At 71.9% G+C, this 12,877-nt stretch carries 9 protein-coding genes; all 9 read right to left on the reverse strand.

Features of this window, described 5'->3' with window-relative positions:
- Window positions 1-20: 20 nt before the first annotated feature.
- On the reverse strand, window positions 21-2,834 hold the full coding sequence (locus ABZ370_RS37420; RefSeq protein WP_358630733.1) for an AAA family ATPase: 2,814 nt from the start codon (window positions 2,832-2,834) through the stop codon (window positions 21-23).
- A gap of 115 nt (window positions 2,835-2,949) precedes the next feature.
- Window positions 2,950-3,711: an alpha/beta fold hydrolase gene (locus ABZ370_RS37425; RefSeq protein WP_358630736.1), complete on the reverse strand. Its 762-nt coding sequence runs from the start codon at window positions 3,709-3,711 to the stop codon at window positions 2,950-2,952.
- A gap of 122 nt (window positions 3,712-3,833) precedes the next feature.
- The gene (locus ABZ370_RS37430) at window positions 3,834-5,948 is read right to left on the reverse strand and encodes an FUSC family protein (protein WP_358630739.1); all 2,115 of its coding nucleotides are present in this window, start codon (window positions 5,946-5,948) and stop codon (window positions 3,834-3,836) included.
- A gap of 74 nt (window positions 5,949-6,022) precedes the next feature.
- Window positions 6,023-6,466: a hypothetical protein gene (locus ABZ370_RS37435; RefSeq protein ID WP_358630742.1), complete on the reverse strand. Its 444-nt coding sequence runs from the start codon at window positions 6,464-6,466 to the stop codon at window positions 6,023-6,025.
- Between the two features lie 161 nt (window positions 6,467-6,627).
- Window positions 6,628-8,124: a CoA-acylating methylmalonate-semialdehyde dehydrogenase gene (locus ABZ370_RS37440; RefSeq protein ID WP_358630745.1), complete on the reverse strand. Its 1,497-nt coding sequence runs from the start codon at window positions 8,122-8,124 to the stop codon at window positions 6,628-6,630.
- A gap of 28 nt (window positions 8,125-8,152) precedes the next feature.
- Entirely contained in the window at window positions 8,153-10,030 is a 1,878-nt protein-coding gene (gene iolD, locus ABZ370_RS37445; protein WP_358630747.1) for a 3D-(3,5/4)-trihydroxycyclohexane-1,2-dione acylhydrolase (decyclizing), read from the reverse strand.
- Window positions 10,027-10,941, reverse strand: a complete 915-nt coding sequence (iolB, locus tag ABZ370_RS37450; protein WP_358630750.1) for a 5-deoxy-glucuronate isomerase — start codon at window positions 10,939-10,941, stop codon at window positions 10,027-10,029. Before iolB ends, iolD begins: the two co-directional genes overlap by 4 nt.
- 33 nt (window positions 10,942-10,974) lie before the next feature.
- On the reverse strand, window positions 10,975-11,853 hold the full coding sequence (locus ABZ370_RS37455) for a deoxyribose-phosphate aldolase (RefSeq protein ID WP_358630752.1): 879 nt from the start codon (window positions 11,851-11,853) through the stop codon (window positions 10,975-10,977).
- Window positions 11,854-11,896: 43 nt separating this feature from the next.
- Entirely contained in the window at window positions 11,897-12,844 is a 948-nt protein-coding gene (gene iolC, locus ABZ370_RS37460; RefSeq protein ID WP_358630755.1) for a 5-dehydro-2-deoxygluconokinase, read from the reverse strand.
- Window positions 12,845-12,877 lie beyond the last annotated feature (33 nt).

A 12,877-nucleotide genomic window follows, 5' to 3' on the forward strand; every position in this document is an offset into this window, starting at 1 on the left:
GGCCCTCAACCTGACGGCCCTCAAAGGGTCCCGGTCAGGCTGCTGTCGGAGAGCTTGGCAGGCAGGTCGCGGCGGCGCTTGACGTTCAGCTTGCGGTAGATGCGGGTCAGGTGCTGCTCCACCGTGCTGACGGTGACGAACAGCTTGGAGGCGATCTCCCGGTTGGTGTTGCCGTGCGCGGCCAGCACCGCGATCCGCACCTCCGCCTCGGTCAGGGCCTCCACGTCGCGCTGCGGTTCGGCGTCCCCGCCGGGCTGGGCGGGTGCCGGGGCGAGTTCGCCGGTGTCCGCCTGCCGGGGCATCAGCTCCCGGCACAGCGGCTCGGCGCCGCAGGTCTTGGCCACGTGCCACGCCTTGCGGACGAAGACCCGGCCCCGGTTGAAGTCGCCCATCGCGCGGTAGGCGCGGCCGAGTTCGCCGAGGGCGACGGCGAGCTGGATGCGGTCGTCGCCGCCCTCCAGGATCTCGACGGCCTCCTTGAGCCGGGGCAGCCGCCGCCTGAGCTGGTCGGTGCGGGCCAGGACGACCAGCAGGCCGCCGCGCAGCCGCGTGCTGCGGATGCCGCGCCGCAGCTGCTCCTCGGCCAGACTCCGGGCGCGCGCCGGATCGCCCAGGGCGAGCCAGGCCTCGGCGGCGTCCAGCCGCCACGGCGAGACCAGGGACATGTCCATCTCCCAGGCCTCGATCAGCTCCCCGCAGGCCGTGAAGTCGCCGAGCGCGGCGTGGTAGCGGCCGGTGGCCAGGTGGCAGCGGCCACGGGCGCGCAGGTAGTACAGCCCGGGGATGGTGCGGAAGAGCCCGTCGGGGAGCGGCTGTTCGAGCAGCGCCATGGCCTCGTCGTAGTGGCCCATCCCGGTCTCGGCCTCGATCAGGGCGGACAGCGGCAGGCCCAGCCCCACGCCCCAGCCCGGGGCGGGGATCTGCGCCAGGGCGCTGCGCGCCTGGTGCGCGGCCACCTGGAGATCGCCCTGGCGCAGCGCGATTTCGGCCCGTACGGCGGACAGCACCGCCTGCCAGGCGGGGACGCTGCGGGAGGAGCACTCGCCGAGCAGCCGTTCGCACCAGGACAGGGCGAGGTCCAGGCGGTCGACGACGACGAGCGCGTACAGGGCGATGACCAGCGGCTGGAGGGTGTTGTCGCCGAGGTGGTAGCGCTGCAGGACGCGTTCGGCCTCGATGACCGCCTGGTCGGCCCGGCCCTCGGTGAAGGCGGCGGTGAGGGTGGCGGCGGCGTGCGCGTGGGCGAGGTCGGCCACGTCGTGGGGGGAGCCGGTGGCTTTCGCGGCGCCCGCGCCGAGGGTGGGGAGGCGGTCGCGCAGCGGCGGGCTGAGCATCGTCAGCCACTGGACGGAGGCCGAGAGGGCGGCGCTCATCGCGGGGTCGCAGCCGTCGGCGGCACCGGGGCCCGCCGTGCGGCTCAGGGCCGTGATGGCGTCGGCGGCCGTGTCCAGCCGTCCCGACCAGGCGAGGTACGAGGTGATGGGGGCGACGTCGCGCGGGGCGAGCCAGCCCTGCTCGGCCTCCTCGGTGAGCGAGGGCAGATACCCCTCGGCGACGGCCGGGCCGACCCGCCAGGCGACGCTGACGAGCCGCGCCTTGAGGGCGGTGCGCGTGGGTCCCGGCTCGCATGCGCGGTGGGCGTGTTCGAGGCAGCGGAGCGCGACGTCGAGTTCCTTCTGCACCAGCGCGTATTCGGCGGCCTCGCGCAGGACCGGGACGGTCCAGGGCTCGCCGTCCTGGTGGGCGCGGACCAGGTGGCGGGCGACGTCGAGCGCGGAGGCGCCGTCGGCGTGCAGCAGCCGGGCGGCCCGGGCGTGCAGGTCGTGGCGGACGGCGGCGGGAGCCGCGTCGAGTACGGCGGTACGGGCCACCTCGTCGCGGAACCGGCCGTGTTCCAGGATGGCGCACTCGTGCAGGTCCTGGACGCCCTGTTCGACGGTGCCGACGCTCAGCTCGAGGAGGCTGCTCAGGCGCCGGGGGGAAACTGCGTCACCGAGGACGGCGACACCCCGGGCGATCGCCGCCACATCGGGCTCGCCGCGGTACAGACAGCCGACGACGGCCTGGGCGAACGCCTCGCCGGGCGCGGGGCGCTGCAGGGCCTCGCCGTGGTCGCCTCCGGCCCGCCAGTCGTCCAGCAGGGCGCGCAGCAGCAGCGGGTTGCCGCCGGAGACGCGGTGGCATTCGGGGGCGAGCCGGGAGGCGACGGTGGCGGACAGGGTGTTCGACAGCGCCTCGGCGACGCCCGCCTCGGTGAGCATGGGCAGCCGCATGCGCACGCAGTTGGGCTGGCGCAGCAGTTCGGCGTGGAAGGTGAGTTGCCGCTGGCGCAGCCGGGGGGATTCGGTGAGGACGATGAGAACCCTCGCCTGGCGCACCCGGCGCGCGAGGTGGAGAAGGAATTGCAGGGAATGGTCGTCGCCGCAGTGCACATCGTCGACGGCGATCACGAGCGTGCGTTCGTCGACCAGCCGCAGCAGCACCGAGGAAATCTGGGACATCACATGCATACGTGCCGCGGCGGTGCTCTCCGGGCCGATCTCGGCAAGCAGGGTGACCGCCTCGGAGCGGACATCCGGGGGCATGGCGGCGTTATCGAAGATTTTCCGGAGAATCCCGAAAGGCAGTTCGCGTTCGGCCCGTGAACCGGCCACTTCGAGGAGCAACGCGCCGCTCTCGATCGCCTGTTCGGCAAAGCTGTCCAGCAACCGGGTCTTCCCACTGGCCACCGCGCCGCTGACAAGCGCCAGCCGGCCTCTGCCCTGCGTCGCGCCGTGCAGCATTTCACGCAGGACGGAGAGGCGGCTCTCCCACTCGAAGAGGTTTGCGGGCACAGGACTGATCCCCCGATGAAGCATCACCACACGCTCTCGGCCGGTGACGCCGAGGGCCCGAAAGGTGACGCATGGCGATTGTTGCGTTTCGGTCGTGCGATACGAATCAACCGGGTCAGGGCTTTGATGCGGAAAGCGCCCCGGACACCAGACTCGTGATTTCCGCTTGATGGTTGGCCAAGAAGAAGTGACCGCCGGGGAAGACCCTGATGTCGAAGTCTGCGGTGGTGTGCTCCCGCCACGCCTCCGCCTCGTCCCGGCTGGTCCTGGGGTCGCTGTCGCCGGTCAGCACGGTGATCGGGGCACGGACGGCGGCGCCGGGCTCGGAGCGGTAGGTCTCGACCGCCTTGTAGTCGCCGCGAATCGCGGGCATCACCATGCGCAGAATCTCCTCATCTCCGAGGACCCGCGCATCGGTTCCGCTCAATACCTTCATTTCGCGCACGATGCCGTCATCGTCACGGCGGTGGACATTCTCGTCCCGGTATCGGGACGGCGCCCGGCGGCCGGAGGCGAAGAGGGCGACCGGGGAGAACTCCGGATCGGCCGCCTCCAGCCTGCGCGTCACCTCGAACGCGAGGACGGCGCCCATACTGTGGCCGAAGAAAGCGATCGGCAGATCGAGCCAGGGCTTCAACTCGGCGGCGATGGCGTCCGCGTACTCGCCGATGTTTTCGATCCGCGGGTCGAGACGCCGGTCCTGACGCCCCGGATACTGCAGGGAGAGGACGTCGATACCCGGCGAAAGCGCCTGGGACACCGGGAAGAAGAACGACGCCGAACCCCCGGCGTGCGGCAGGCAGACCAGCCGCACCCGGCTGTCGGGTGCCGGGTGGAACCGTCGTATCCAGACGCTGTCTTCTCGCTGAGCACCCATGTACGTGAAAAGTCTTTCCCTCATCAGGTTCGCGGTCGCGACAGCCGCTCACACATCAGAGGATGCGCCGGAACAGGCTGCCCCTCAACGTTCTAACACGACAGTAGATGTAGGGGGCACCCCTAAGCCGAGGGGTCACCCCCACGGTCTTGGAGCGCGTGCTGCTGCCGCGCGCCCCCCGCGAGCGCCTGCGCCAGGTCGTCCAGCGCCTCCGTCAGCAAGTCGGCGCTGCGCACCGCGACTCCCGGCCGCTCCCCGGCGCGCTCCTGCCAGCCCTCCAGCGACTCCTGTACGGCCGTCCAGTCCAGCGGCCGCCGCTCCCGTACCGCCTCCACCGCCTTCGGCACCGCCGTCCGCAGCGCCGCGGCGAACTCCTCGGCCTCCTTCGACGGAGCCGCGTCACGGTCCGGAAGATGCGCCTCCAGCAGCATGGTGACCCGGCCTGTGGTGGACAGCGCGGTCTGCGCCGCCTGCGCCGCCCGGCGGCCCATCCCCCGGTGGCGCACCGGCTCCCGGCGGGCCCGCGCCTCCAGCTGCTCGTACTCGCTGCGCGCCGCCCGCGCGTCCAGCAGCGCCTCCCGCACCTGGCGGGGGCGGCGGTCGGCGGGGCGGGCGTGGGCGTCGAAGACGGCGATGGCGTACTGGCCGTTGGTGGCCAGCCACTCGGCCAGCCGGTCGCGCAGCAGCGGGGTCTCCCAGGCGGGGAAGACCACGTACGAGGCCATCGCCATCAGCCCGCCCAGCAGCGTCAGCGCCACCCGCGCCTGGACGGTCTGGCCGACCTCCGCGCCCGCGATGCCGAGCAGGAAGACCACATACGCGCTCACACACAGGGAGGCCACGATGAAGCCGGTGCGCAGCAACATGAACATGCAGGCCGCGCACACCACGGCCAGCGCGGCGCTCACATACGGGTCCGGGTGGGCCAGCGTCACCACCAGCCCGCCGATCAGGACCCCGGCCAGAGTGCCGCAGAAGCGGGCGACCCCGCGCGAGAAGGTCTGGCCGAAGTCCGGGCGCAGCACCATCACCGAGGTGAGCGGCGCCCAGTAGCCGTGGCCGAACGGCAGCATGGCGCCCAGCAGATAGCCGCAGACCGCCACCACGGTCAGCCGCACCGCGTGCCGCAGGATGCGCGAGTCCCAGCGGGCCTCGCGGCGCAGGGCGCGCAGCGCCACCGGCACCAGGCCGGGGACGGTGGGGCGGGGCAGATGGCGGCGGGCCTTGGCACCCTCGGCGGTCACCGCCTCCACCGGCTCGTCCGAGGACTCCACGACGTCGTTCACCAGAGCCATCAGCTTCAGCGCGGCACGGCGGGCCGCCCCGTTGAGCATGGGACCGCTCTCCGGCACCTCCAGCACCGCCATCGCCTCGGGCGGCAGCCGGACCGGCTTGCTCCGGCGGATGGCGTGGGCCACCGCGTCCAGCACGGTGGCGGTCGCGGCCAGCAGCTCCCGCACCCGGTCGCGCTCGGGTCCGAGCATCGGGGCGCCGACCACCGGGTCGGCCATCGAGGCGAGCACCGGCCGGATGCGCTCGGCCAGCAGCCGGTAGCCGCGCAGCTGGCCGGGGCGCCGCTTCGCCTCGCGCGGGGTGACGGCGGCGGCGCTGCGGGCGTCCATCAGCGGCTGCGGGTCGAACGGCGCCTGCGGGTCGTGGCGCAGCCGCCGGGCGTAGTCGGCCACGGCGGCGAGCGCGTCCGCGAGGGCGTCGCGCTGCACACCCCAGGGCCGCACCGGGAAGAGCAGGATCAGCGCGGCCTGGACGACGCCGCCGACGCCGATCAGCGCGGCGTGCTCCAGTGCGCCGAGCACCGAGGTGGGGAGGGTGACCGTGACCAGCATCACCGCGATCATCTGGGTCGACACCAGCCCGGAGACCGGGCCGACCGCCCACGACATGCCGGTCACCAGCGTCCATACGGCGAGCATCACGACGAAGGTGGCGGTGTGGGCGGCGGCCAGGTAGCCGAGGAAGGTGGAGATCGCGAGCAGGGACGCCGCGGCGAGCGCCAGCTCAGGGCGGGGCCGCCAGCTCTTCTGGAAGATGGCGATCCCGGCGGAGAACGCGCCGAACGCCGACGACACGGCGAGGGTCGGCGAGCCGAACCAGAGGGTCAGTCCGACGACGATGGCCACACCGCAGGCGCCACGGACCGCGACCAGCGGCTCCAGCCGGATGCGCTCGATCGTCAAACCGGTCTGGGCCGTCTGCTTCAGCGCGTGTGACCAGCTCATACGCCGAGACTACGACCTTGATCTGGAAGCGAGGAACCGGCCGTCTCCGGCTGATTCCTCGCTTTCCCGCTCTTTCAGCCCTCGGGTGTGCCGCAGTCCACGTTGAGCAGCTCGATGGGCCGGGTCGCGTCGAGGTCGACGTACGCGGTGAAGGACGCGTCAGGGCCCTGGCCCCAGGACGTGGTGATCGTCGCCCAGCCGACCCGGGCGGACTGGGCCGTGGTCACCTCGCCGACCTCGATGTCCCGCGGCTCGTTCTGCGCGCACAGCAGCAGGTCGTAGTCGGGGGTCTCGGCGATGCGCTCCTTGAGGAAGTCGGAGACCAGGTTCTCGCGCTCCCAGGGACGCGGGCCGTGGTTGCCGTAGAAGCCCTCCAGGAAGTGGTGGATCTCCTCGGCGGTGAAGCGGCCGTTCGGATCGGTCTTCACGCCGTGCGAGGCGGCGGAGGCGGGCGTGCCCGCGGCCAGCACGAGGCCGAGGCCGAGCGCGGCCACGGAGCAGCGAAGGGTGCGAAGCATAAGAGATCCCCCTGAATACGGTCGTGTGCCCATTGTTCGGGCGAACACTCAAGAAGACCTGCAACAGGGGTCGATGGTTGTGCCCTGTGGCGGGGGAATCCAGCACGGCGAAACCCCCGCCGGACGGTGTCCGGCAGGGGTTCTCCGATGTACTGCCCGGGTCAGTGGTTCTTGGGGAAGCCCAGGTTGATGCCGACCTCTTCCGACGGCTCCGGCCAGCGGGTGGTGACGACCTTGCCGCGGGTGTAGAAGTGCACCCCGTCGTTGCCGTAGATGTGCTGGTCGCCGAAGAGCGAGTCCTTCCAGCCGCCGAAGGAGTGGTAGCCCACCGGCACCGGGATCGGCACGTTGATGCCGACCATGCCCGCCTCCACCTCCAGCTGGAAGCGGCGGGCGGCGCCGCCGTCGCGGGTGAAGATCGCGGTGCCGTTGCCCCACTTCGAGGAGTTGATCAGCTCGATGGCCTCGTCGTAGGTCTCGGCGCGGACGACGCACAGCACCGGGCCGAAGATCTCGTCGCGGTAGGCGTCGGCGGTGGCGGGGACCTTGTCCAGCAGCGAGACGCCGATGAAGAACCCGTTCTCGTGGCCGTCGACCGTGTAACCGGTGCCGTCCACGACCACCTCGGCGCCCTGGGCCGCGGCGCCGTGGACGTACCCGGCGACCTTGTCCCGGTGCTCCTTGGTGATCAGCGGGCCCATCTCGGAGGACGGGTCGTTGCCGGGGCCGATGCGGAGCTTGGCGGCGCGGTCGGCGATCTTCTTCACCAGGTCGTCGCCGATGTCGCCGACGGCGACCACGACGGAGACCGCCATGCAGCGTTCACCGGCCGAGCCGTAGGCCGCGTTGATCGCGTTGTCCGCGGCGAAGTCCAGGTCGGCGTCGGGCAGCACCAGCATGTGGTTCTTGGCGCCGCCGAGGGCCTGCACCCGCTTGCCGTGCTCGACGGCCTTGGACTGGATGTACTTGGCGATCGGAGTGGAGCCGACGAAGCTGACCGCGGCGACGTCCGGGTGCTCCAGCAGCCGGTCAACGGCCACCTTGTCGCCGTGGACGACGTTGAGCACGCCGTCCGGCAGCCCCGCCTCGGACGCCAGCTCGACCAGCCGGAGGGAGGCCGACGGGTCCTTCTCGCTGGGCTTGAGGACGAAGGTGTTACCGCAGGCGACGGCCACCGGGAACATCCACATCGGCACCATGGCCGGGAAGTTGAACGGGGTGATGCCCGCGACGACACCCAGCGGCTGGCGGATCGAGGCGACGTCGACCCCGGTGGAGACCTGGGTGGACAGCTCGCCCTTGAGCTTCTCGGCGATGCCGCAGGCCAGCTCGACGATCTCCAGCCCGCGGGCCACCTCGCCGAGCGCGTCCGAGTGCACCTTGCCGTGCTCGGCGGTGATCAGCTCGGCGATCTCGTCGCGATGGGCGTCCAGCAGCTCGCGGTACTTGTAGAGGATCGCGGAGCGCTTGGACAGCGAGATGGTGCCCCAGGACCGGAACGCCTCCTTCGAGGACGCGACGGCCGCGTCGACCTCCTCGACCGAGGCGAGGGAGACCCGGGTGTCCTGGCCGCCGGTGGCGGGGTTGAACACCGGGCCGTGGTTGCCGGACGTGCCCTCGACGGACTTCCCGCCGATCCAGTGGTTGACGGTCTTCATGGGTGCGGAGCCTTTCTCTAGAAAAACGTCAGAGGTGGCGGCGGCGGCCGGCGGCGTGCCGGTCGTAGTTCTCGCGGGCCTTCACGGCGGCCGGGCGGGTCGCGGTCTCGGCGACAGGCACATCCCACCACGCCTGGGCGCCGGGTGCGCCCGACACTGTGCCGGCCGTTTCGGTCTCCACATAGACACATGTGGGACGGTCCGAGGCGCGGGCCGCCGCCAGCGCCTCCCGTACTTCGGCCACGGTCGAGGCGCGCAGCACCTCCATGCCGAGCGAGGCGGCGTTCGCGGCCAGGTCCACGGGGAGCGGATCGCCGGTGTACGTGCCGTCGGCGGACCGGAAGCGGTAGGCGGTGCCGAACCGCTCGGCGCCGGTCTCCTCCGACAGACCGCCGATGGAGGCGTAGCCGTGGTTCTGGAGGAGGACGACATTGATGTTGATGCCCTCCTGGACCGCGGTGACGATCTCGGTCGGCATCATCAGGTACGTACCGTCCCCGACCAGCGCCCACGCCGGGGTGCCGGGAGCCGCGAGCCGTACGCCGATGGCGGCCGGGATCTCGTAGCCCATGCAGGAGTAGCCGTACTCCAGGTGGTACTGGCGGGGCGAGCGGGCCCGCCACAGCTTGTGCAGGTCGCCGGGGAGCGAACCCGCCGCGTTGATCACCACGTCGTCGTCGCCGACGACCGCGTCCAGCGCGCCCAGTACCTGGGTCTGGGAGGGGCGTACGGAGGCGTCCTCGGCGGCGTACGCGGCGTCCACCCGGCGCTCCCACGCGGCCTTGCCGGTGCGGTACTCCGCCTCGTACGTCGTATCGACCCGGTGCCCGGCCAGCTCGGCGGTGAGCGCCTCAAGACCGGCGCGGGCGTCGGCGACCAGCGTGGTGGCGCTCAGCTTGTGGGCGTCGAAGCCGGTGATGTTGAGGTTGAGGAACCGGACATCCGGGTTGGCGAAGAGCGTCGCGGAGGCGGTGGTGAAGTCGCTGTAGCGGGTGCCGACCCCGATGATCAGGTCCGCGGTGCGGGCCAGATCGTCGGCGACGGCGGTGCCGGTGTGCCCGATGCCGCCGATGTCGGCCGGGTGGTCGTACCGCAGCGACCCCTTGCCCGCCTGAGTGGAGGCGACCGGGATGCCGGTGGCGTCGGCGAACGCCTTCAGCGCGCCCTCGGCCTCGCTGTGGTGGACACCGCCGCCCGCGACGACCAGCGGCCGCCGGGCCTCGCGGATCGCCTGCGTCGCGGCGGCGGTCTCGGCGTACTCCGGGGCGGGGCGGCGCACCCGCCAGACCCGGTCGGCGAAGAACTCCTCCGGCCAGTCGAACGCCTCGGCCTGCACGTCCTGCGGCATGGCCAGGGTGACCGCGCCGGTCTCGGCCGGGTCGGCGAGCACCCGCATCGCGGCGAGCGCGGCGGGGATCAGCGCCTCGGGGCGTACGACGCGGTCGAAGTAGCGGGAGACCGGGCGCAGCGCGTCGTTGACGGACACATCGCCCGCGTACGGCACCTCCAGCTGCTGGAGTACGGGGTCGGCGGGCCGGGTCGTGAAGATGTCGCCGGGCAGCAGGAGCACCGGCAGCCGGTTGACGGTGGCCAGCGCGGCGCCGGTGACCAGGTTGGTGGCACCGGGCCCGATGGAGGTGGTGACGGCCTGGGCGGCGAGCCGGTTGGACTGGCGGGCGTAACCGACGGCGGCGTGCACCATGGCCTGTTCGTTGCGGCCCTGGAGGTACGGCATGGTGTCCTGCCCGGCCTCCAGCAGCGCCTGGCCGAGCCCGGCCACGTTGCCGTGGCCGAAGATGCCCCAGGTGGCGTTGATCAGACGGTGCCGCTGCCCGTCCCGCTCGGTGTACTGGTGCGCCAGGAACTCGACCAGGGCCTGGGCGACGGTGAGGCGGCGGGTGGTCATCGGGCGTCTCCTGCGGGAGCTTCAGGGGCTTCGTACAACGGAAGGCGGGGGTCGACGGGCTGGTCGGGCCAGGTGGAGCGAATCCAGCCGTGGTCGGGGTGGTCGCAGATCAGCCACGCGCGGTCCTCCCCGGGGCCCGCCATGACGTTGAGGTAGTACATGGCGTGGCCGGGCGCGGCGATGGAGGGGCCGTGCCAGCCGTCCGGGATGAGGACGGCGTCACCAGAACGGACCTCGGCCAGCACATCGGTGCCGCGGCCGCGGCCGGAGGGCGAGACCCGCTGGTAGCCGACGCCCTCGTTGCCGTGGGCCTCGGCGATCTCGAAGTAGTAGATCTCCTCCAGCTCGCTCTCCTCGCCGGGGCGGCACTCGTCGTGCTTGTGCGGCGGGTACGAGGACCAGTTGCCGCCGGGGGTGAGCACCTCGACGGCGATGAGCTTGTCGCATTCGAAGACGCCTGCCGCGCCGAAGTTGTTGACCTGGCGGGAGCAGTTGCCGGTGCCGCGCAGCTCGACGGGGACGGCGGAGGCGGGCCCGTAGCGGGCGGGCAGCCTGCGCTCGCAGCGGGCGCCGGTGAGCGCGAAGCGGCCCCCGGCGCCGCTGGCGATCGTGGCGTGCGCGTCGCGCGGGACGTACGCGAAGTCGGTCACTCCGCTGAACACGTTCTCTCGGCCGTGCAGTTCGAACGTCTCGCCCTCGGTGATCACCGTGCAGCCGCCGCTGAGCGGCAGCACGATCCACTCGCTGTCGCCGGTGGCCAGCTGGTGCGAGCCGCCGGGCGGCAGGTCGAGCACGCGCAGGCTGGAGTAGCCCCAGCCGGCCCGCCCGGGATCGATGTCCAGCGCGTACGGGCCGTCGGCCGCCTTACCGGCCTGCACATGGAAGCCAAGGGAAGATTCGTTGATGGTCATGGCGTCAGTGTTTCCTCCGGTTCCGGGGCCGCTTCACAGCAGGCCGACGGCGGTGTCCACGGCGGTCTCCACGCTGCCCTCCGCCGGGTAGAGCAGCGAGCGGCCGACGACCAGGCCCTGGACGGTGGGCAGGGCGAGGGCTTTGCGCCACTTCTCGTACGCCCCCTCCTGGTCCTTCCCCACCTCGCCGCCGAGCAGTACCGCGGGCAGCGTGCTGGTCTCCATGACGGCGGCCATCTCGTCCGGGTCGTCGGTGACCGGCACCTTCAGCCAGGTGTACGCGGACGTCCCGGCGAGCCCGGAGGCGATCGCGATGGACTTGGTGACGGCCTCGGCGCTCAGGTCGTTGGAGACCCTGCCGTCTATCCGGCGGGAGATGAACGGCTCGACGAACACCGGCAGCCGCCGCTCCGCCATCTCGTCGATGGCGCGGGCCGTGGTGAGCATGGTGCTGAGCGACCCGGCGTCGTCGTAGTCGACCCGCAGCAGCAGCTTCCCGGCGTCGAAGCGGAGCCGGTCGATGTCCTGGGGGCGGTGACCGGTGAAGCGGTCGTCCAGCTCGAACGAGGCACCGGCCAGCCCGCCGCGGTTCATCGAGCCCATGACGACCTTGCCGTCGAGGGCGCCGAGCAGCAGCAGGTCCTCCAGGATGTCGGCGGTGGCCAGCACGCCGTCGACACCCGGGCGGGACAGCGCCACGCACAGCCGCTCCAGCAGATCGGCCCGGTTGGCCATGGCCAGCTTGTGCCCGCCGACGGCGAGGGCGCCGCGCGCCGGGTGGTCGGCGGCCACGATCATCAGTCGGCCGCTGTCGCCGATCAGCGGGCGGCGGACCCGGCGGTCGGCCGCCTCGGCGATGGCCTCCGGGTGGCGGCTCCGCACCGTCACAAGGTCGGAGATGCTGATGCTCAAGAAAAGCTCCCTACATAGGGTCCGGCAGAACGGCCGAACCGCCTCACGATTGGCTGAGCAGGGCCTCGACCTCGGCTTCCGTCGGCATCGCGGAGGAGCAGGCGAGGCGGGACGCGACGATCGCGCCCGCGGCGTTGGCGTACCGCATGATCCGTTCCGGGTCCCAGCCCGCCAGCAGCCCGTGGCACAGGGCGCCGCCGAACGCGTCGCCCGCGCCGAGCCCGTTGACGACCTCGACCGGGACGGGCGGGACCTCGGTGGAGGTGCCGTCGCGGTGCACGGCGAGGACTCCCTTGGGGCCCTGTTTGACGACGGCCAGCTCGACGCCCGCGTCCAGCAGCGCCTGGGCGCAGGCCTTCGGCTCCCGTACACCGGTCGCGATCTCGCACTCGTCCACGTTGCCGACGGCGACGGTGGCGTGGCGCAGGGCCTCGGCGTAGAAGGGGCGCGCCGTCTCCGGGTCCTTCCAGAACATGGGGCGCCAGTCGAGGTCGAAGACGGTGATGCCGCTCTTGGCGCGGTGGGCGAGGGCGGTGAGGGTGCTCTCGCGGCTGGGCTCCTCGCTGAGGCCGGTGCCGGTCATCCAGAAGATCCGGGCGGCGCGGACCGCGTCGAGGTCCAGCTCGTCGGGGTGGATCTCCAGGTCGGGGGCCTTGGGGCGGCGGTAGAAGTAGAGCGGGAAGTCGTCGGGAGGAAAGATCTCGCAGAAGGTGATCGGGGTCGGGTAGTCCTCGACCGGCGTGACGAAGCGGTCGTCGACGCCGAACCCCTGGAGTTCCTGGTGGATGTACTCGCCGAAGGGGTCCGCGCCGGTACGGCTGATCACCGCGGAGCGGTGGCCGAACCGGGCCGCGGCCACCGCGACGTTGGTCGCCGACCCACCGAGGAACTTTCCGAATGACTCCACCTGCGGCAGCGGAACTCCGGTCTGCAGTGGGTAGAGGTCCACTCCGATGCGGCCCATCGTGATCAGGTCGTACGGCTCACTCATGCGTGCCCCTTCGGGAAAGACGCAGCTCAGGAT

The organism is Streptomyces sp. NPDC005962 (genome assembly GCF_040629205.1).
Lineage (GTDB): Bacteria > Actinomycetota > Actinomycetes > Streptomycetales > Streptomycetaceae > Streptomyces.

What these genes read in the sequence shown, in the direction of transcription:
- ABZ370_RS37425 (WP_358630736.1), bottom strand. Translation starts at nt 3,711, where the DNA reads ATGGGTGCTCAGCGAGAAGACAGCGTCTGGATACGACGGTTCCACCCG.
- ABZ370_RS37430 (WP_358630739.1), bottom strand. Translation starts at nt 5,948, where the DNA reads ATGAGCTGGTCACACGCGCTGAAGCAGACGGCCCAGACCGGTTTGACG.
- ABZ370_RS37435 (WP_358630742.1), bottom strand. Translation starts at nt 6,466, where the DNA reads ATGCTTCGCACCCTTCGCTGCTCCGTGGCCGCGCTCGGCCTCGGCCTC.
- ABZ370_RS37440 (WP_358630745.1), bottom strand. Translation starts at nt 8,124, where the DNA reads ATGAAGACCGTCAACCACTGGATCGGCGGGAAGTCCGTCGAGGGCACG.
- iolD (WP_358630747.1), bottom strand. Translation starts at nt 10,030, where the DNA reads ATGACCACCCGCCGCCTCACCGTCGCCCAGGCCCTGGTCGAGTTCCTG.
- iolB (WP_358630750.1), bottom strand. Translation starts at nt 10,941, where the DNA reads ATGACCATCAACGAATCTTCCCTTGGCTTCCATGTGCAGGCCGGTAAG.
- iolC (WP_358630755.1), bottom strand. Translation starts at nt 12,844, where the DNA reads ATGAGTGAGCCGTACGACCTGATCACGATGGGCCGCATCGGAGTGGAC.